This is a genomic window from bacterium SCSIO 12741, assembly GCA_024398055.1.
Taxonomy (GTDB): Bacteria; Bacteroidota; Bacteroidia; order Flavobacteriales_G; family Salibacteraceae; genus SCSIO-12741.
Genome location: CP073749.1, coordinates 1,872,984 through 1,892,957, shown reverse-complemented (window position 1 = coordinate 1,892,957; position 19,974 = coordinate 1,872,984). Strand labels below are relative to the sequence as shown.

The window sequence follows — 19,974 nt, the reverse complement described above, 5'->3', positions numbered from 1 at the left end:
CTATTAGGAAAGCACCTTAGTTTTGGATCGGGAAAAAGCGAATGCGGAAAACAATAACGCCATCCGGATCTGAGGCCAATAAGGCTTGAGCCTCGTCACTCCATGGATACATGGCCAAAGTTCTTCCATCGTAGTATTTGTTGGGACTATTTTCCGCCAGGTTCAACTCCATCAAAGGCGATCCCTGCAAGAGGTGCTCGGTGGAAAGAACCAAAGCATATTCGTTTTCTGAATCCAATTCAATAGACTGCTGAGGAAGCTCAAACATGTTCCCATCATTTAAGAGGGGCATTGCCGCGTCTCGCAGAGGTCTAACCTTTACAAATCGAGGGTCATTCATAAAATCATGGTAGAAATCCGGATTTTTAAAATAGGTGAAGGCTCCTTGCTCCGGCTTTATTCCCTCTAAGTTGGTTTCCAATACTGCAAAGGATCGTAGAGAACGGATCTCCAATTCTTTTAAAACTGCGCCAACCGCCGGAAAGTACTCTTGAAACACCTGTTCTTCCATTCCCTTAGTCACTTTGCCAACTGCAAAATCCATAAAACTGTTCGCTTCTAAGTTCAATTCTAATTTCATCTTTTTTCTGTTTTGGAATTATTTCGAGGACAATATTAGAAATGACTATTTCCGGGAACAAGCATTTCCGTAATTATTTTTAGAAATTTAGATTTCCGTAATTAAATTTGGACTCTCATTTTATCTTGAACATGCCGAAGCATTTCCTATGAAAGAACAAGACACGGATTCCAAAGAGACCAAGGTACCTGCTGAGAACACAAGGGGCGCAAACGCGACCAAAGCCGAACAGATGCCATATTAAAAGCAGCAGCCAGTTTGTTGGTTGAAGTAGGGTTTGACCGTTTTCGGGTTCAAGACGTGGCCACCAAGGCCGGATGTGGAACCGGTGCTATTTATAGACGCTGGCCCACCAAGGAGAACTTGATCATTGAAGCCATCAAAATTATGCCCACTCCGGTTGCTCCAGTCACCGAGGACCCCATTTCCGATTTACGGGCACTGGTAGCTCCCCGATGTAAAAGCGCACAGGAAAAGCCCGACTTGGTGCCCGGACTTATTTCCGCCATGCGTTCCGATCCAGGAATAGAAGAAGTGGTAAAAGCCGGCTACACGATGGAAAACTTTCGAGAAGTGATTATCAGAATCGTGGGTGAGGATTACCCCCACATCTCCCTTCTGTGCGAAATGACTTCCGCAATCACCCTTCTTCGCTCAGCCTTCATTCCTCAAGAAATAAATGCCAAAAAATTGACCGAAGAGATTGTTTCCTTTATTGAGAGTCAAGGGAAATTGAAGGGTTGAGCACCAACGGAATACCCCGGTGCCCATACGTAGCAATCAGCCAACCCATGGAAAATTGCTGTTGTTAATTTAGTAAACCAAACCTCAAAAACCTCAGCCATGAAAGGATCCATCTTTACTTTTCTATTCATTTTATTACAAACTGTTGCCTTTACCCAAACCCACCGTTACATCCCACTTGACTTAGACACCACCAGCTTTTGGATTATAAAAGAGGGTAGATACTACGGCGGCGATGAATGTTTCGGAGAAAAGCTCTGCTATGTAGAAAAGGACACCACCATCCAATCCCATAAATACTGGAAAATAAATTCATATCTCACCAAAGCCGGAAGAGGGAACGATCCCCTGAAATGCAGTCAGGTAAATGGCTCAAGGTTCATCGTATATCTTCGAGAGGATACCACCCAAAGAATGGTTTACCGATGGAAAAACAACAAGGATGTTCCTTATTTGAATTACAACCTCCAAAAAGGGGATAGTGTCCTCGATCCCAATACTTTGAAATACGCTCAGGTATCCATTGAATATGAAACCATTATGGGTGTTACAAGACGAATTCAAACCATCCATTACCCCAATGGTGTGCATCAAAGAATCGTTGAAGGAATTGGCGCCTTCAGCAATTTCCCCTATGAAATATTTGGGGAATGGGGACGGCAAATGGTTCAATTGACCTGCTACAGCAAACAGGGCCAAACACTTTTTTGCAATGAATGCCCTTGCTTACGAAAAGCACCGGTCCCACTGAGCAATCAAGATTTAAATCCGGTCAAGTCCTCTCATTCGATCCACGTTTTTCCAGAAAGAATTGAAATCTCAAACCAGGGGCATCAAGAATTGCACATAACCCTCCTAAGCACAGATGGCCGTGAGCTAAAAAGCTTTGATACCCAAGAGGAGTCCACAAGTTTATCCACTTCCAACCTACAAAATGGGCTATACTTCATCCTGGCAACCTCTCCCGAAGAAACCGTGTACCAGAAAGTTTATGTGCGGTAGTGGTCAGCTCACCAGAAAATAAATACCGAAAAATTGACCGGGGAAATTGTCTCTTTTATTGAGAGTTAAGGAAATACCAGAACTCTAAATTGCGAATAACACCCCAAAATGACCATTCAGAACGAGGATGTGGACAAGTACAAAGAAAAACAGGTCCGAGTCTTCGTACTACCGCACTCGTTCTCGAACCTGTTTTGTGGTGTCTCTGGGATGGTTGTCTATTTAATACTCAAAATTAGCGCACCATCAATTTTCTACTGAAGACTGATTGATCTTCAAAATGGAGCTGTACAACATACATTCCCTTGGGAAGAAAACTTAAATCATACATCTTACCATTCCGAGAAACTTCTAATTCTCGCCCATTCATATCCAAAAAACTTGCGTTGGATAGTACCACATCTCCTTTTTCGAAAACAAAGACATTGCGGTCTATTTCCTTTACCGCAATTTCTATACTTATCATTTCTGGCGAAATATCTTCTGCAGATGTGACCGTCTTATATGAAGCGGAAGGAGTTCTATATTCAACACAATCGAAAATCTCTCCATGTGCGTCGGTGACAAGGGCGCCGGTATAATTAACCATGTTTCCAATCGGATAGCGTGAATTATTCAATTGAAGCCACTTGACCTCGTTTTCATGACTTTCTTCTGCATAACAAACTGGATTCAATACGGCTTGAAAATCCTCATGACAAACCGCATCAAAATCCTGATTACTAATACCGTAAATATGATCTCTCGAATAATCAGTTCTTGTGGACAAACCATCGGCTATGTAATAGTCCATTTGATCGTTGGGAGGAAGGGTTCCAACCGCAGTTACATTTGTCATGGTGCGTATATTGGTACTCCAATGACCATAGTCTTCCGAAAACAATTGAATAACATTTAAGGGAGAAGTTTGAAAGCTGGTCTTCCGAACATCAATTAATCCCATTGAACCAAAATTTTTTTGACCCAAATCACCCACGATATTAACGACTAATTGGGCATGAGTATTCTTGTCAGTCCATTGAAATGCTGAACTTACAATATTCTGATTGGGCTCTACCTTAATATCCATGAATGAAGAACCACTTAGGTCCAAATCATATTTTCCAATAACGGAGTAATTATTGGCACCAATTGGAAAAGTATTAAAGGCTACAAACGTTTCATTCGCCATACCCTGCATAATGGTTGGGTGATCAATAGTATTAGGAAAACTACGGTTGATTTGAAATTCTGGCATATAAGAAACTCGATAGGAGCCAATCCGAGTTTCATTCATCGATTTCAGGTATTTAAAATTAAAAACACCCAAACCAAATCCAGCAGAAGGATACCCTGAACAATTGGTACTATAAGGAGTTGGTGGTTTATAAGCTCCTACGGAAACGGTCCCATGGCCCGTTAGGAATCGGTCTACTTCGGTTGGTGCATATTCAAAATCAAATGCCTCTTTTTTAATGATGTTTATCGCTCCTTTGGAATCTACCTCAAATACAATAGCAATTGGATTTTCCTTGTAGAAGGTATTTGAGTTTTGGTAATTCATGGTAACACCAATGGCATGATACAATTCATGTTCTGGCAAATAATTGACTCCCTTACCACTAGAATGTATATGATAGGTATTGCAACTAGCAAAGCATACCACTTTTGTTGGACTGTCTAAGTACTCAAGTTCAATCTGATTTGTTGCCAGGTTGTAGGTTCCTACCACCATCGTTTCGTACTTAATAGGAGAACCACCGGATGGAATATTATTAGAATTGTATTCAAAACCAGTAATACTTCCGGTAAAAACTAAAATATCGTTCCGATCGTAGCGCAGACTATTTATCGTCAAAAAATCTCTATGAGTACGTGAAAAAGCACCTGAAGGAGGTTGGAAGGAATAAAGAAATGAAGTCGGCAGCTCTACTCGCTTCGACATCAAAAGTTTTCCATCAGGGTCTGTTGCCTTAAACCAAACACTATTTAATTGAGCAATCGGAAACAAAATCCCCCCTAAATCTTCATTAAAATCTAATGAATACGCGGAGTACAAAGTCCCAAAGGGGTAAATCGAACTTTGATTGGTCTCATTTATAACTGCAGCATCTGGTTTAATTTCAAAAGCACTTACCTTATACGTAGTTGTTTGTCCTGGAAGTCCAATGGTACCGGCGTAACCGGTCGGAATATTATCGGCAGTAGTTGTTTTACTCCAGGATTGTCCCCATATGAGACCGGCATAAAACACAAAACCTATAGACAATAGGGTGATTTTCTTTTTCATAAGATTATTGATTTAAAATTTCTCTTGAATTTACTACTCACTATAAGGCTGCTTTCATGAAAATTCACAGTAGGCCAATGCGATTTCATAGATGTTCAAATGCGTTTCATAGTGTAAATACAGACTAAAGAAGCTACACGTAGATGGTCGTTTTGGAAGTCAGTACTTTGAAAGATCCCCAGCCTCGGCGCAGTCTAACACCTCCGGATCTGAGTTCGTTTTACTTAAATTGGAGCTACGACAAAACTACCTCTACTCCAAATTCCGAATCATTTTGAAGAGCATTCGGGAGAGCTGGTCGGCTTGGTTGAATAGTTCCTGGTACTGCTCTCCAGAAATAGATCCTCGATTTAGTAGAATTTCAGAAACGGCAACGCACTCAAACAACGAACCTCTTGCAATTACGATAAAGTTTCTTCTGGATTTGGGTGTAAAACGACTGCTGCTTTCAGCAATATTCAAAGCCACACTTAATGAAGCTCGCCCTAATTGATCCCGATAATAGGGCTTAAGGTTGTTGGGTTCAAGAATTTTTTCGTGAATAAAAGAATGAAAGAGCTTAGCCTTTTGATAGACGGTCAGTTTCTGAAAATCAAACATGGTATTGATAAGGTTGATTACCAAACAAATGTAGGGATTCAGACGCGAGTTTGAGAGTGAGAGTGAAGAAAAACAGAATGAAAGTCCTCGCTCTCGCTCGCACTCTCACTCTGTTTTGTGGAGAAGATGGGAGTCGAACCCACGACCTCATGACTGCCAGTCATGCGCTCTAGCCAGCTGAGCTACATCCCCAACTCACGACGGAAGCGTACTTCCAAAGTGGCTGCAAATCTAAAACATATTTCTCCAACACTCCAAACAGATTTGCAAATTGATTTGGTAACCTTTCAGAAACCATTTCCTAACGAACTTAAAACTGGGATCACAACCGCTTCAGAGACTGTTTGCAAAGCATTAAAACCAATTCTTTGTTGGCCGCCAAGAGGACTGGTAATTTAGTTGCTCCAAACGGGTAGCCTTCTGGCCGCCTCGGGATTGATTAAACTTTTAGTGATTGCTCTTTTCTTACTGTGTGTTTATCCGAAACTTCCCAGGAAGAATTGCTCGCAACTTTCCGGTTCTTTTTGAATTGCGCAATTGAATAGATCCATTTTTCGGATCATCCCACCTGGAACCGGAAAATCAACACTGACTTCGCCATGAAGCAGAAAACAAACCCTGAAGACGCCCTTTCGCTCCTTTCCGAATAGGCGTTTTTTCGGGTTGTTTGGGGTGAGGCTCAGCCCACAGCATTCGTTATATTTGTATCATGCACGGAGCTCCAGAAATTCGTTTAACCGAAAACGAAACGGCCACAGCCTTGGTGGATTCCTTTGGTCGTCAACATACGTACCTCCGTATTTCGCTTACCGAAAAATGTAACCTCCGCTGTACTTATTGCATGCCCGCTGAGGGCCTTCAATTAAGCCCTTCTGATCACCTCATGACGGCTGATGAAGTCATTCAAATCGCTCAGGAGTTTGTGGCCATGGGCGTGCAAAAAATCCGATTAACTGGAGGCGAACCACTACTACGCAGAGATGCTGCAGATATACTCAAAAGGCTTGCGGAATTACCGGTAGAGCTTGCTATTACTACGAACGGACTACTTCTTGACAAATTTCTACCGCTCTTCCATGAACTGGGAATCAAACAGATTAACCTGAGTCTCGACACCCTCGATCCGGAGCGATTTCACCGATTGACCCGAAGAAATCAATTTGACCGGGTGATGAACAACATTCAGCTCGCTTTGAGAGAAGGCTTTCGCCCTGGAATTAACGTGGTGCTTCTACGCGATCAAAATGACGATGAGATTACCCGCTTTATTGACTTGACCAGTGAGTGGCCTTTGAAAATTCGCTTTATCGAGTTTATGCCTTTTAGCGGAAACTCCTGGGACCGAAGTCGTCTGGTTTCTTTGGCCGAAGTACTCAAAAAAGCAGGGGAAGAATTTGGCCCTGACCGGCTGGAGCGACTCCAGGACAAACCAAACGATACCAGCAAAAATTTCAAAGTGAAAGGGTTCGCCGGCTCCTTCTCGGTAATTAGTACCGTAACCAATCCTTTTTGCGACAGCTGCAACCGCATTCGGCTCACCGCAAACGGCCGATTAAAAAACTGTTTGTTTTCAAAAGGAGAAACCGATCTCCTATCTGCGCTTAGACAGGGGCAATCGATTCGCGAATTGATTCAAGAAAACCTCCGAGCCAAAAAATTCACCCGAGCCGGGATGGATACGATGAACTCATTTGCCAATCCAACTAACAACCAAGACAATCGCAGCATGATCCTGATTGGTGGATAACTCCTTGCCAAAATCAGCTAGCTCCTGCTGAATATTTTCTTCTTTTGTAGCCCAAATTGCGTAACTCATGAATGTACTTCTGATTGGCTCAGGTGGACGGGAATATACCCTCGCCTGGAAATTGGCTCAAAGCTCCAAATTAGGACAACTTTATATAGCTCCTGGAAATGGCGGAACGTCTGCCTTTGGAATCAATGTTCCCCTTAAGGTGAATGACTTTGACGGAATCAAGAAGTGTGTTCTGGAGAATTCTATTCAATTGGTTGTAGTTGGTCCCGAAGCTCCTTTGGTGGAAGGAATTACCGACTTTTTTAAAGCAGACGCTGAGTTGCAAAACGTGGCTGTTATTGGTCCTGATCAGCAGGGTGCTACGTTAGAAGGAAGCAAGGAGTTTGCCAAGGCATTTATGGCCAAGTATGATATTCCTACCGCCAAGTACGAAAGCTTTAAAGCCGAAACGTTGGAACAAGGAAAGGCCTTTTTGGAAACCTTAAACGCTCCGTACGTATTGAAGGCCGATGGCTTAGCTGCTGGAAAAGGAGTTCTCATTTTGGACGATTTGGAAGAAGCCAAATCCGAATTGAGTCAAATGCTTTCCGGTAAATTCGGTGCGGCAGGAGATACAGTTGTTATCGAAGAATTTTTGAGCGGCATCGAACTTTCGGTATTTGTATTGACCGATGGAAAGGATTACGTCATTCTTCCGGAAGCCAAGGACTACAAACGAATTGGCGAAGGTGACACTGGATTAAATACCGGTGGTATGGGTGCCGTTACACCGGTTCCATTTGCCCAAGGCGACTTCCTGAATAAAGTGGAAGAGCGTATTGTTAAGCCTACGATTCAGGGAATTTCCGCTGAAGGCATGGACTACAAAGGATTTGTATTTATCGGCTTGATGAATGTAAATGGTGATCCTTATGTTATTGAATACAATGTACGCATGGGAGATCCTGAAACAGAAGTTGTGATTCCTCGGGTAAAATCAGATTTACTGGAGCTGTTCCAGGCTACGGCCAAGGGGGAATTATCTCAGTGCACCTTGGAGCTCAATCCGGATACCGCGGTAACCGTTATGCTCGTGTCAGGTGGATATCCTGAAGCTTATGCCAAAGGAAAAGTCATTGAAGGAGCGGATGTTTCCGTTGAAAATGGCTTAACTATTCATGCTGGAACCACAGAAAAAGAAGGGAATCTTCTTACCTCAGGTGGACGCGTAATTAGCTGTACAGCTTACGGAAAAGACATTGAGGAAGCCCGAAAAAGAGCCTACAATAGGGTTGATCAAATCAAGTTTGAAGGAATGTACTACCGAAAGGATATCGGCTTGGACCTGCTGTAAGTTATTTACTCAGCAGAGCTATTAGATCCGGCTTGCTTGGAGAACTTAACCAATTGCAAGGTCCACCAGGTAGCCATGATAAATCCAACAACGATCAATACTGTGTTGAACTCATTGCCAAGAACACGCAAAAGAGCGAAAGAATCTAGCAACAAATCTCCAAGACCATAAATAATTCCATTCCAAGTCATCGCAATTGTGTTTAAGTACGTGGACAAAAGTATTATTTTATCCAATTCAGGTTCTATCCCGAATCACCTTTTTACATTTGCCGCATGATCCGCTCTATTCTTGGCTCAGAAAGGCCTTCAGCCGTGTTTTTTAGCGCTGTATTGGGAGTGGTTTTATTGATACCAATCTTATTTTCTTCGGACTCCTTCTCAGCCAATTCGAGTTTTCTGCTCCCTTATTTAGGAATTCTTCCCACTTGGCTGGATCGAACTTTGGCTCTCCTTGTGGTCATTTCATCGGGGATTTATGGCAGCTACTTATTCAACAAATACGAGTTTTTTCCTCAGCGAAATCTGTTTGCCAATTTTTTTATTCCGGCCATGATCGCCTTGGGAGGAGTCCTTTCTTTACAAGCTCCATGGGTCATTGGAGCGCCTTTACTTTTGCGATTTGCGGACCGCTGCCTGGCTATTCAACGCAGTGGCAAGCCCAATCACCTCTTGTTTGATGCGGCCTCGCTTACAGGCCTGTTGAGTTTGATCTATTATCCTTTTATTGGTCTACTCGTTTTGATTTGGGTGGCCTACCTCTACTCCGGTAGCGCCAATATCAAGGGCTTTGTAATCACCTTGATCACTCCTTTGTTTGTAGGCTATTTGGTGGGCGGAACTCTCTACCTTTTTGGCCTTCCACCGTGGCCTGAATGGCAAAATTGGAGTCGGTCGGCACCGGCACCGCTCGCTTGGAGCGACTGGCTGATGGTTTCATCTGTGCTGGTTACCTGGATATTTTCTTTACCGGTTTATTTAGGATCATTTGCCTCTAATAAGGTAGTGGTAAAAAACCACCTCATCTGGACCGGATGGTTTTGGTTAATTCTAACCGCAGCAGCTGTAATCGGTCCTTTTGGATGGGCCGCCACCATATCCATCGCCTTTGCTCCAATCGCTTTTTTCTTTGCCAATCTACTCATGCGGCTCCAACGAGCTTGGCTCAGCAATGCCCTGTTTATCCTGCTTTTTTCTTGCTGGATGGTGTATTTGTACGCCAATGGCTTTTAACCGTTTATCCATTCCTAAAGACCCAGCTGCAAAATCGGCTAACTTTGTGACCATGAAATGGAATTACGCACTTTTTCTAATCAGCCTTACTCTTCTTTTTTCCCTCAACTCTTGTAACAAGGAAACTTGCGATGATGGCGAACAAAACCAGGACGAGACCCGAGTAGACTGCGGTGGTGTTTGTGGTGCTTGTGAAACCTGTTATGATGGAATTCTCAATAACGACGAAACACAAATTGACTGCGGAGGCCCCAACTGTGTTGCCTGCGAACCCAGGTGGGTTTCCATTGCAAGCCCGACAAGCCAGGAGTTGACCGCCGTTGACTTTTTCAACGAAACCGGAATTGCAGTCGGAAAAAACGGCACCATCATCAAAACTACCGATGGTGGCAGAACCTGGAATAGCTTGTCCTCAGGAGTTAGTACCCACTTAACTTCAGTAGACGTCATTTCCGAAAGCCATTTCTGTGTAACCGGAACTGGCGACGTTATCCTGGTATCGGAAGACGGAAACAGTTTTTCTGATTACTCCTTCGGTTTGGGATTGGACTGGAACGATGTTCACTTCATTTCCGATCAAAAAGGAAGCATTTGTGGAGGAAATGTCCATGTGATTTATACCGAAAACGGCGGCAAGAACTGGACGGTTAAGTACCAACGGCTTTTTACTTCGAATCAGTTAACCTGCATTTCTTTTTTGGACGATGAAGAAGGCTATGCAATTGGAGATCAGCGCCAACTTCAAACCTTGGATGGTGGCCTGAATTGGACTGACATGACCCTTTCGTCAGACTTTGTGAGTTTCCGAAACTTCACCGATCTTTATTATTTGCGATCCAACAGAGCGTTTATGACCAAAGATGAAGGGCTCTTCTTCTCCACCAATTCCTTTGACTGGTACCACAAATTTCTTCGTACCTCAAATGGAAAAGTCGATTTTCTGGATGACCTGGGCATATATGCCGGTACCCATTCTGAGACAAAACATGGTAAAATCATGATATCCAAAGATCTTGGAGTTCAATGGAAAGAAGAGAAGCTACCTTCGCCCACTTCTGTTACCTTTGGCGGCATAAGTATAGTGGATAACGTTCATGCCATCGCGGTAGGCACGTCCGGAACCATTTTAAGAAGACAGTATTGAAAAGCAACCCGAGAATTGGAGTAATAGGTGGTGGTAGTTGGGCGACTGCTCTGGCCAAAATCCTGAGTGAAAACCTGGACAGCATTAACTGGTGGATGCGCAACCCTGCTGCGGTTGACCATTTTAATACTTATCACCGAAACCTTAATTATCTCAGTTCGGTTCTTTTTGTGGGAGACAAACTTCGGGTAAGCAATAACCTGGAAGAAGTGGTTAAAGATTCTGACATCTTAATCATGGCCACTCCATCTGCATTTTTGTACGATGTGTTCAATGATTTTCCGAAAGACCTAATGAAAGGAAAAATCATTTTTACCGCCATTAAGGGAGTTGTTCCCGAATACCACGCTATCCCTGCGAAGTTCTTTCACAAACAGTTTCGCACTCCCTACAATGAAATGGGAATTATCTGTGGACCATGTCATGCCGAAGAGGTAGCCATGGAACGCTTGTCCTATTTAACCATTGCTTGCGAAGACACTTCCATTGCCGAAGATCTGGCCGAAAAACTGGCTTGCCGTTATATCAAGACTACCGTTTCTGATGATCTATTTGGATCCGAATTATCGGCTATTCTTAAAAACGTGTATGCAGTAGGAAGCGGCATTTGCCATGGTATTGGCTACGGCGATAACTTCCAAGCTGTACTTATTTCGAATGCACTTCAGGAAATCAAACGATTTGTAGACGCCGTACACCCGATTCACCGGGATGTGATTACCTCCGCTTACTTAGGAGATTTGCTGGTAACGGCCTATTCACAATACAGCCGCAACCGGACTTTTGGTAACATGATTGGTCGGGGTTATTCAGTGCGTTCAGCTCAATTTGAAATGAACATGGTCGCAGAAGGTTATTATGCTGCCAAGGGAATCATTGAAATCAACAAGAAGTTTCAAGTGGATATACCCATTTGCGAATCCATTTACCGCATCCTTTACGAACGTATGTCTCCAGCCATCGAAATGAAGTTGCTGGCGGATCGTCTTTCGTAAATCAATCGTATAAACCGAGGTACCGGTTAAACAGATTCATTTTTTCCCATTCACTTTCCTTTTTTGGCAGGACAAATAAGGCAAAGGAAAATCGCTCTTTTTCCTCCTCCGACTTCCATGGAACTCTGTGATTCAGAGCTTTTAGATCCGGATTAAGGTATTCGGAAAAATACCCATTGAATGCCACAGGGGAACTACCGGCCGGAATTCTCTTCCAATCCCCATCTTCTTCGTACTCCAAACCTCCATCGGAACCAAAAGGAAGAATGGTCAAAAATGAACCATCCGGATGCTCATCCAATCTCAATGGAGTATCCCGTTTAGCCTGGGCCGGGAAATAATTGCAAGACAACGAATAACCCCATTCCCGAGAGTCAAAGGAATCTATTTTGGAAGCCAAACCCTCAGCCACTTTTCCGATCAACCCATCCCAATGACGGTTTAAAACTTCCTGAAACTCCTTTGGAAATTCCTCACGACGTGTTTCTGAGGAAATGACCATAGAGTGAAGCGCATCTTCATAACCTTGATTGAGGCTATCTTCCTGGCCCGGAAATGAATACCCATCATATCCATAGGAATAACGCTTTTGCAACCACTGGAGCCTATAGGATTGGGGCAGACTTACCCATTCTTTTAGTACCATTTTAAAGGGTTCCGGATTCAGCAATAGTCCGTCTAATAAAACAAAAGGCGTTGAGGGGCTTAAATGGGGAAACTTATTCATTCTATACTTGCACTGAATTGCCAAAAATAATTTGCGCTCGTGGAACTCAACAGTTTTCTGGAACTACTTTCTGCCCTTTTTAGCCTGGTCTATGTCATTCTCGTAATCCGCCAAAATATTTGGTGCTGGATCAATGGAATTATGGGCTCTGGTATTGCCATCTACCTGTTCATTCAATCGGGGCTGTACAGCGAGGCCCTGCTCTATGGATTTTATGTGCTGGCCGGGATTTATGGCTGGTTGGTTTGGAGCGGTGTATTTAGTAAGGGAAAACCTAAACAGGTCCAGCAGTGGAATTGGGTAAAACACCTTGTCTTTAGCCTCGCAGCTCTGGCTTTAGCAGTGGCTTTGGCCGTTTTCTCAAACAACCTGGATGGATCCAAAAAGGTGTGGGCAGACGGATTGTCCACTGCCTTTAGTTTCTTGGCCACCTACATGGAAGCTCATAAAGTATTAACGGCTTGGGTCTACTGGATTGCCATAAATGCCTTTAGCGTATGGCTCTATCATTCTCAAGGCTTAAACCTGCTGGCGCTCAATATGGTGGTGTATGTACCTTTAAGTATTTATGGGTTGTATTCCTGGCGGAAAGCTATGTTGGCCCAAAAGGCTCAAACAGCTCTTTAAGAACGGGCCTCGCCTAATCGAGCACCCAAATAAGCCATCGGGACAAAGACTGCCAGGTCAACAGCCATAAACCAGGTAGGATGGGGTACCATTACCAGGTTGACAATCCCCATGAAAAGCACCAAAAAACCAGTAACTACTCCCAAGCGAATTTTAGAACTGGGTACGAATAGACTGGTAATCACACCAGCACTAAAACTACCTAAGGCATGGGCCAGCATAATGATGAAGAGGGCCGCCATTGGAATCTGGCTCATGGCCTCTGCAATCTTTTGTTTGTCTTCGATTTCTGTTAAATCGGGTAATTCAGGAAAAAAGGCATAATTGAGCGCTTCAACCAGTACAATTACGATCCCGCTGGTCAAAAAGCCCAAACCAATCCCACTGATGCTTTTCCACATAGACGCAAGTTTGAATCTAATTTAGCCAATTAAATGGATGGTGTGGTTTGCGTTCTATCTTTGAGCCAAACATTTATACCATGCGGCGACTTACAATCCTGTTTACCTTATTCCTTTTTTCCTCTTTCCTAAACGCTCAAAAAGTAATGACTCCGGAGCTGCTCTGGAAACTTCAGCGCGTAGGATCTCCCGTTGTTGGACCCGAAGGAAACTATGTTTACTTCACGGTAAGAACTTACGATTTGGACTCCAATCGTGGAAACAGTCAGGTCTATCGAGTGGCCCTGGCGGGTGGAAATGCGGAAAAAATTTCTAAAGAAGATCATAGCTATGGCGCTCTCGGTTTTATGCCTGGAAGAGATAGGCTGACTTTTTCTTACGGTGGGAATTTATGGTCTATGAAAACGGACGGTACGGATGAAAAAAAGGCTCTTGAAGCGAGCATTCCAATGTCTAACGCCAAGTTTTCTCCGGATGGAAATCAAATCCTATTTACCTCGGATCAGGAATTGAAGAACCAAAATGCCGTATTCAACAAGGAGTACCCCAATGCAGAATACCGTCTTTATGACGATTTAATGTTCCGCCATTGGGATCATTGGACGGATAAAAAATACTCCCATCCTTATGTGGCTACACTGCCCATCGATGAGTCTAAAATGACCCCAAAGGATCTAATGCCTGGTGAAACGTTTGATGTTCCCATGCAGCCTTTTGGCGGAAGCGATGACTTGATCTGGAGCCCGGATGGAAAACAAGTGGTTTACCAAAGCAAAAAGCTTAACGGTGTTGAATATGCTCAAAGCACTAACTCTGATCTGTACTCTTACGACTTGGCCACCGGCAAAACCGCCAACCTAACTGAAGGCCGCAAGGGCTATGATTCTCACCCCTTGTTCAACGGTTCAGGCACCCACCTCACTTGGCTGAGCATGGCCCGTGATGGATACGAATCCGATAAAAACGATCTGATTATTCGCACATTGGAAGATGGCAAGACCTATAACCTGACCGAAAAATGGGATAATACCGTATCCAGCTATATCTGGAACGAAAATGGCAAATCTCTTTTCTTTCTGGCTACGGTAAATGCTACCTATCACTTGTTTGAGCTTACCCTGCCCAAGAAATTGGATCAAATAGATCCGGCCAAGCACATTCGCCAGATTACCACAGGAGACTTCAACTACCGCTCTCCTGTTCAGGTTGGGAAACACCTGGTTTGTGGCCGCCAGGACATGAACAATGCTACCGAATTGTTTAAAGTAGACATCAAAACAGGCGAAGCCACCCAGCTTACCCACTTCAACGATGAATTGTATGCACAAATAAGCCGCGGAAAGATCGAAAAGAGATGGATTAAAACCACCGATGGCAAAGACATGCTGACCTGGGTAATCTATCCTCCAAACTTTGATCCTGCTAAAAAATACCCGACCCTGCTTTACTGTCAAGGTGGGCCACAAAGTGCCGTTTCTCAGTTCTATTCCTTCCGATGGAATTTCCAACTTATGGCTGCGCAGGGCTACATCGTAGTGGCACCTAACCGCCGCGGACTTCCAGGATTTGGCACGAAATGGAACGAAGACATCTCCAAAGATTGGGGCGGTCAGGCCATGCGTGATTACCTCACAGCGATCGACACGTTGGCCCAGGAATCTTACGTGGATGAAAATCGCCTTGGAGCTATTGGGGCGAGCTATGGTGGATACTCCGTTTATTACCTCGCCGGAATTCACAACAACCGATTCAAAACCCTGATAAGCCACTGTGGTTTGTTCAACCTGGAGAGCTGGTATGGAAGTACGGAAGAATTGTTCTTTGCCAACTGGGATATTGGGGGCGCTTACTTCAACAATCCACAACCAGAGAGCTATCAGAAATATTCTCCGCACAATCTCGTTGAGAACTGGAACACGCCTTTATTGGTTATTCATGGAGGAAGAGACTATCGTGTGCCAGACACGCAGGGAATGGAAGCATTTACCGCGGCCCGCCTCAAGGGAATAAAAAGCCGGTTTTTGTACTTTCCTAATGAAGGACATTGGGTACTCTCTCCACAAAACGGTTTGATCTGGCACCGGGAATTTTTCCGCTGGCTCACCGAAACCTTGTAAGAAAGACTTGTATGATTAAAGACATTGAATTTCCGGAAGTCAAGAACATTGTTGTAGCCGTCGTGCTCAAAACTGATCTTCCGGATGTGCGGGAATGGGAAGTGTATGTCATCAATCAAAACGATTTTGCCATCGATCAGGTATTGGTTACCAGTCGTGGTTATGGCGAAATTGATGGTGAGAGCAAAAAAACGAGTACCTTAAGGCATTACCTGGAGCGTGTGGAAGCTCATAGCTATGCTATCATTGAACCCATTCAGGAAGATGTATTTGTGCTGAACAACGAGTATTGGCTAAGCTTTTACCACAACGGAAAAATGTTTGATAAGAAGTTCTTGTTTACCGCTGGAGCCTTGGATTCTAATTTCTTGAGCGATGTACCCCTGATGGAAAAGTCAGGCATTGTTCACCCCTGATGGTCGGCGAGACCAGAAGTAGTATAATCCGGTAACAACCAGCATTAGGCTGGCTAACACCATCCACCATTGTCCATCGTGGGCACCAATGGTTTCAGTTTCCTCGGGAATACTTTTCCGACTAATGAGAAACATGAGGTATACGGCCAATCCATTGTTGATGAAATGGGCCCAAATGGAATAACGCAACGATCCCCCATACACCACGAGGTAACCAAAAACAGCACCCAAAATCATTCGGGGAACAAAACCATAAAACTGGAAATGGATGGCACTAAACAACGCCGCGGTGACCCAGATTCCGGTATGAACGTTTCCAAATCGCCGAATTAAGATAGGCTGCACCGTACCCCGAAAAAGCAGTTCTTCAGCCAACGCAGGGAGAACAGCCATGACCACCAAATTGATCATTAAATCTCCCGAAGAATTATGCTCCAAAAAAGCTTTGATCAATCGCTCTGCGCGCTGCTCAGAAGACAACATCAACTCTTCCAGCCAAGAAAAGCTATCAGGCAAAACCATGCTCTGATTCCATTCACTCAGCGCGCCAATTAAAGGAAAAGCACCCACCGTAAGAATGGTCACCACCATCATTCTGTTGGGCTCCATGGGCTGAGAAATTAGCGTGAGCTTACCAAAATCATACTTCCTCAGCTTCACAAAAACAAAAACCGGTGCCAGAAAGCCCCCCAAGGAAACCAAGGCCTGCTGAAACTTAAGGGACTGCAGGGTGCGGTAGTTGGAATAGTCTGGATCGGCGGTCATATCCACTCCAAAAAGCAGGGAAGACAAGCCCATTCCTATCAGGCTAAAAACGAACATAAACCCCAACATGAGCACCAGGAGCAGAGCCAGTTCAGACCCAGTGGAACGACGAGGATATGTAGCTGCGGAAGTAATTTGCTAATTTTGCGCCAAAGATAGCAGAAGGATTTGGTTAAAATTCGGGACATAGAATTAGGTGAATTTCCGCTTTTGCTCGCTCCCATGGAAGATGTGAGCGACCCTCCATTTCGGGCTTTGTGCAAGGAAAATGGAGCGGACCTGATGTATACAGAATTCATTAGTAGTGAAGGATTGATCAGGGATGCGGTAAAAAGCGTTCAAAAGCTTGACATCTACGAATACGAGCGCCCAGTAGGCATTCAGATATTCGGAAATGACATCGAAAGTATGAAAGAGGCCACCCGTATTACGGAACGGACTCAGCCAGATATCATTGACATCAACTACGGGTGTCCGGTTAAAAAAGTCGCCTTAAAAGGTGCCGGAGCCGGAATATTGCAAGACATTCCGAAAATGGTGCAAATGACCGCCGAAATTGTCAAAACAACCAATCTGCCTGTCACGGTTAAAACCCGATTGGGCTGGGATGAAAAGACCCAATACATTGTGGAAGTAGCTGAACGCTTGCAAGATGTAGGTATTGAAGCAATTTCCATTCATGGTCGTACCCGTAAGCAGATGTACAAAGGCGAAGCAGACTGGTCTCTCATCGCTGAAGTAAAAAACAATCCTCGCATGCACATCCCTGTTTTTGGAAACGGCGATGTGGATTCCCCGGAAACGGCTTTGGAAAAAAGAAATCGCTACGGTGTGGATGGTATCATGATTGGTCGCGCAAGCATTGGTTACCCTTGGATTTTTAACGAAATCAAGCACTTTTTTGAAACCGGAGAACACCTTTCCAAACCTGGCTTAAAAGAGCGCCTGGAAATGGCCAAAAGGCACGTGGAACTTTCCTTAAAATGGAAGGGAGAACGTTTGGGCATTGTAGAAACCCGACGTCACTATGGCAACTACTTCAGAGGAATTCCTCATTTCAAAGAATTCAGATCCAGATTGGTTACGGCCGAAACTCGTGAAGCGCTTTTCGAGACCTTCCACGATATTGAACATTCTGAAAAACTGCACTTCGCCGACTAATGAATCCGGAAGAAATCCGAATTGCCGACTTCCAGTACCCCTTACCCGAAGATCGGATTGCTAAATACCCGTTAGAGAAGCGAGATGAGTCTAAGCTTCTGGTTTTTGATCACGGAAACATTGTGCACAAACGATTTCCAGCTATCGTGGAAGAAATTCCGGAAGGCACGCTGCTTCTATTCAACAATACTCGAGTCATTCACGCTCGCCTGAAATTTTACAAGGAGACCGGAGCGCGCATCGAAATATTTTGCCTGGAGCCTCATGGTGAGGACCCCGTAACAGCTATGGCCCAGGTTGGGAGCTGCTCCTGGAACTGCTTGGTGGGCAATGCGAAGAAATGGAAGTCTGGCACACTGGAACTCAAACTTCCAAGTGGCATGGTGCTTCGAGCCACCTGTGAAGATCGTAGCCCTGGAAACTTTCTCATTCGTTTTGACTGGGATGGGGACGTTTTATTTTCAGAAATCCTGGAAGAGGCCGGAGAGATTCCCTTACCGCCCTACTTGAATCGCAAAGCCGAATCAGAAGACAAGGATCGCTACCAAACCGTGTATAGCAAAATCGAAGGATCCGTGGCTGCTCCTACTGCCGGCCTACACTTCACACCGTCCATTTTGGAGCAACTGGGCAAAAAAGGAGTGGAAATTGGAGAGCTCACTCTTCATGTGAGTGCGGGAACTTTTCAACCCGTAAAAGCGGATCAGATTGGAGATCACCCCATGCACTACGAGTACTTTACGGTACAGGAGGAGTTCATACAAAAGCTCATTCGAGCGGTAGAAAACGGACGCCCCATTATTGCGGTGGGAACGACATCCTTAAGAGCACTTGAAAGTTTGTTTTGGTTAGGTGCCAAGGGAGGCGATTTCTCCCAGGTAGATCAATGGGATCCCTATCGTTTTGCTACAGAAAACACTCCCCTCGATTCGCTAATAGCCCTTTCCGATTATATGGCAGAATCAGGAAGTATTACCGCTCAAACAGGAATCATGATTGCTCCCGGTTATACCTTTCAACTTGCCCAAGCCATTGTTACCAATTTCCACATGCCCCAAAGCACCTTGCTGCTCTTAATTTCGGCCATGGTGGGTGGACAATGGAGGAAAATCTATGAGGAAGCACTGGCTCATGATTACCGCTTTTTGAGTTACGGAGATAGTTCTTTATTATGGCACTCTCCCCCACATTAATAGCTGAAATAACCCGAGTTCTTCAAGAAGAGCAAAACCTGGATTTGAAGGTTGAATCGGTTTCTCACGTTTCTGGAGGATCGATCAACGAAGCTTATCGCCTATCCACGCATCAAGGAGATTTCTTCCTCAAACATTTCCATAATCCCAGTCATAATCATTGGTTTCAGACTGAAGCCCAAGGCCTGCAACATCTAAAAAAAAATGGGTCTTTACGTATCCCCGAAGTTTTAGCAGTTGGCTCTAATTTCCTCCTGCTGGAATGGGTAGAAGAAGGCAGACCAAATCCAGAATCCTGGGAACAATTTGGGCGACAGTTGGCTCAACTCCATCAAGTAAGTGACGATCGCTTTGGCCTCGATCACAACAACTTTATTGGAAGCCTTCCACAGCGAAATGATCAACGGAGCACCTGGGTCGAATTTTTCGCCGAACTCCGATTGGAGCCTCAACTTAAGATGGCGATTGATTCGGGCCAAATTAGCACCCAGGAAATGCCCATTTTCAGTCGCATATTCGATCGACTCGAGCAATGGTTTCCTGCCGAAGCCCCTTCTCTTTTGCATGGCGATCTGTGGAGCGGCAACTTCTTAATCAATGGACAAGGCCATGCTTATTTAATTGATCCGGCAATCTACTATGGCCATCGGGAGGTTGATATTGCCATGACTCAACTTTTTGGAGGATTTACTCAAGAGTTTTACCGCGGTTATCAGGAAGAATTTCCTTTAGAGTCCGGTTTTGTGGAAAGAATTGACCTGGCCAACCTATATCCCCTGCTTGTTCACGTCAATTTATTTGGTGGCGGATACGTTCATCAGGTGATTCAGGCGGCTAAAAAATTCGGTTGATCGACGGATTTTCCGGATAAGAGGGTCCAAATTGTTCACAATTTGGATCAAAATGCACCAA

At 44.4% G+C, this 19,974-nt stretch carries 20 protein-coding genes and 1 tRNA gene; 13 read left to right on the top strand and 8 right to left on the bottom strand.

Annotation, left to right across the window (positions count from 1 at the left end; all coding sequences use genetic code 11):
• Nucleotides 1-16: 16 nt before the first annotated feature.
• Nucleotides 17-580, bottom strand: a complete 564-nt coding sequence (locus KFE98_07995; GenBank protein ID UTW64069.1) for a hypothetical protein — start codon at nt 578-580, stop codon at nt 17-19.
• Between the two features lie 258 nt (nt 581-838).
• Between KFE98_07995 and KFE98_07990 the strand changes: the two genes are divergently transcribed.
• Together KFE98_07990 and KFE98_07985 are read left to right on the top strand one after the other, a co-directional pair.
• A complete protein-coding gene (locus tag KFE98_07990; protein UTW64068.1) occupies nt 839-1,324 on the top strand; it encodes a helix-turn-helix transcriptional regulator in 486 nt (161 codons plus the stop codon).
• A 99-nt stretch (nt 1,325-1,423) separates the two neighbouring features.
• On the top strand, nt 1,424-2,326 hold the full coding sequence (locus KFE98_07985) for a T9SS type A sorting domain-containing protein (GenBank protein UTW64067.1): 903 nt from the start codon (nt 1,424-1,426) through the stop codon (nt 2,324-2,326).
• Between the two features lie 235 nt (nt 2,327-2,561).
• On the opposite strand, the gene KFE98_07980 is transcribed toward KFE98_07985, so the two are convergent.
• From KFE98_07980 to KFE98_07970, 3 genes are all read right to left on the bottom strand, one after another.
• Nucleotides 2,562-4,595 carry a hypothetical protein gene (locus tag KFE98_07980; GenBank protein UTW64066.1) on the bottom strand — a complete coding sequence of 678 codons (2,034 nt, stop codon included), beginning with the start codon at nt 4,593-4,595 and terminating at the stop codon, nt 2,562-2,564.
• Between the two features lie 252 nt (nt 4,596-4,847).
• Complete coding sequence (locus KFE98_07975; protein UTW64065.1) at nt 4,848-5,195, bottom strand: four helix bundle protein; 348 nt, start codon at nt 5,193-5,195, stop codon at nt 4,848-4,850.
• Nucleotides 5,196-5,313: 118 nt separating this feature from the next.
• Nucleotides 5,314-5,387: transfer RNA gene (locus KFE98_07970), tRNA-Ala, on the bottom strand.
• A gap of 517 nt (nt 5,388-5,904) precedes the next feature.
• Here KFE98_07970 and moaA point away from each other — a divergent pair.
• Nucleotides 5,905-6,942, top strand: coding sequence for a GTP 3',8-cyclase MoaA (moaA, locus tag KFE98_07965; GenBank protein ID UTW64064.1), 1,038 nt, complete (start codon nt 5,905-5,907; stop codon nt 6,940-6,942).
• Nucleotides 6,943-7,009: 67 nt separating this feature from the next.
• A complete protein-coding gene (gene purD, locus KFE98_07960; GenBank protein ID UTW64063.1) occupies nt 7,010-8,284 on the top strand; it encodes a phosphoribosylamine--glycine ligase in 1,275 nt (424 codons plus the stop codon).
• A gap of 5 nt (nt 8,285-8,289) precedes the next feature.
• Here the strand turns inward: purD and KFE98_07955 are convergent, their stop codons facing one another.
• Nucleotides 8,290-8,502, bottom strand: coding sequence for a hypothetical protein (locus tag KFE98_07955; GenBank protein ID UTW64062.1), 213 nt, complete (start codon nt 8,500-8,502; stop codon nt 8,290-8,292).
• 57 nt (nt 8,503-8,559) lie between these two features.
• Here KFE98_07955 and KFE98_07950 point away from each other — a divergent pair, with 57 nt between their 5' ends.
• The 3 genes from KFE98_07950 to KFE98_07940 are packed head-to-tail and all read left to right on the top strand — an operon-like array spanning nt 8,560 to nt 11,655.
• Nucleotides 8,560-9,516 carry a hypothetical protein gene (locus tag KFE98_07950; GenBank protein ID UTW64061.1) on the top strand — a complete coding sequence of 319 codons (957 nt, stop codon included), beginning with the start codon at nt 8,560-8,562 and terminating at the stop codon, nt 9,514-9,516.
• A complete protein-coding gene (locus tag KFE98_07945) occupies nt 9,506-10,660 on the top strand; it encodes a hypothetical protein (protein UTW64060.1) in 1,155 nt (384 codons plus the stop codon). Before KFE98_07950 ends, KFE98_07945 begins: the two co-directional genes overlap by 11 nt.
• Nucleotides 10,657-11,655: an NAD(P)H-dependent glycerol-3-phosphate dehydrogenase gene (locus KFE98_07940; GenBank protein ID UTW64059.1), complete on the top strand. Its 999-nt coding sequence runs from the start codon at nt 10,657-10,659 to the stop codon at nt 11,653-11,655. The genes KFE98_07945 and KFE98_07940 overlap by 4 nt, the downstream gene beginning before the upstream one ends.
• 1 nt (nt 11,656) lies before the next feature.
• Here KFE98_07940 and KFE98_07935 read toward each other — a convergent pair whose 3' ends face one another.
• Complete coding sequence (locus KFE98_07935) at nt 11,657-12,382, bottom strand: 2OG-Fe(II) oxygenase family protein (protein UTW64058.1); 726 nt, start codon at nt 12,380-12,382, stop codon at nt 11,657-11,659.
• A gap of 39 nt (nt 12,383-12,421) precedes the next feature.
• Here KFE98_07935 and pnuC point away from each other — a divergent pair, with 39 nt between their 5' ends.
• Complete coding sequence (pnuC, locus tag KFE98_07930; GenBank protein UTW64057.1) at nt 12,422-13,009, top strand: nicotinamide riboside transporter PnuC; 588 nt, start codon at nt 12,422-12,424, stop codon at nt 13,007-13,009.
• On the opposite strand, the gene KFE98_07925 is transcribed toward pnuC, so the two are convergent.
• A complete protein-coding gene (locus KFE98_07925; GenBank protein UTW64056.1) occupies nt 13,006-13,410 on the bottom strand; it encodes a hypothetical protein in 405 nt (134 codons plus the stop codon). The two genes, pnuC and KFE98_07925, sit on opposite strands and share 4 nt — an antisense overlap.
• Before the next feature lie 80 nt (nt 13,411-13,490).
• Here KFE98_07925 and KFE98_07920 point away from each other — a divergent pair, with 80 nt between their 5' ends.
• Together KFE98_07920 and KFE98_07915 are read left to right on the top strand one after the other, a co-directional pair.
• Complete coding sequence (locus KFE98_07920) at nt 13,491-15,527, top strand: S9 family peptidase (protein UTW64055.1); 2,037 nt, start codon at nt 13,491-13,493, stop codon at nt 15,525-15,527.
• Between the two features lie 11 nt (nt 15,528-15,538).
• Nucleotides 15,539-15,943, top strand: a complete 405-nt coding sequence (locus KFE98_07915) for a hypothetical protein (protein UTW64054.1) — start codon at nt 15,539-15,541, stop codon at nt 15,941-15,943.
• Here the strand turns inward: KFE98_07915 and KFE98_07910 are convergent.
• Entirely contained in the window at nt 15,923-16,777 is an 855-nt protein-coding gene (locus KFE98_07910; protein ID UTW64053.1) for a CPBP family intramembrane metalloprotease, read from the bottom strand. The two genes, KFE98_07915 and KFE98_07910, sit on opposite strands and share 21 nt — an antisense overlap.
• A gap of 99 nt (nt 16,778-16,876) precedes the next feature.
• Here KFE98_07910 and dusB point away from each other — a divergent pair, with 99 nt between their 5' ends.
• From dusB to KFE98_07895, 3 genes are read left to right on the top strand one after another with little or no spacing between them, the layout of a single operon-like run.
• On the top strand, nt 16,877-17,869 hold the full coding sequence (gene dusB, locus KFE98_07905; protein UTW64052.1) for a tRNA dihydrouridine synthase DusB: 993 nt from the start codon (nt 16,877-16,879) through the stop codon (nt 17,867-17,869).
• Nucleotides 17,869-19,062 carry an S-adenosylmethionine:tRNA ribosyltransferase-isomerase gene (locus KFE98_07900; protein UTW64051.1) on the top strand — a complete coding sequence of 398 codons (1,194 nt, stop codon included), beginning with the start codon at nt 17,869-17,871 and terminating at the stop codon, nt 19,060-19,062. The genes dusB and KFE98_07900 overlap by 1 nt, the downstream gene beginning before the upstream one ends.
• The gene (locus tag KFE98_07895) at nt 19,041-19,913 is read left to right on the top strand and encodes a fructosamine kinase family protein (GenBank protein ID UTW64050.1); all 873 of its coding nucleotides are present in this window, start codon (nt 19,041-19,043) and stop codon (nt 19,911-19,913) included. The genes KFE98_07900 and KFE98_07895 overlap by 22 nt, the downstream gene beginning before the upstream one ends.
• Nucleotides 19,914-19,974: the final 61 nt, after the last annotated feature.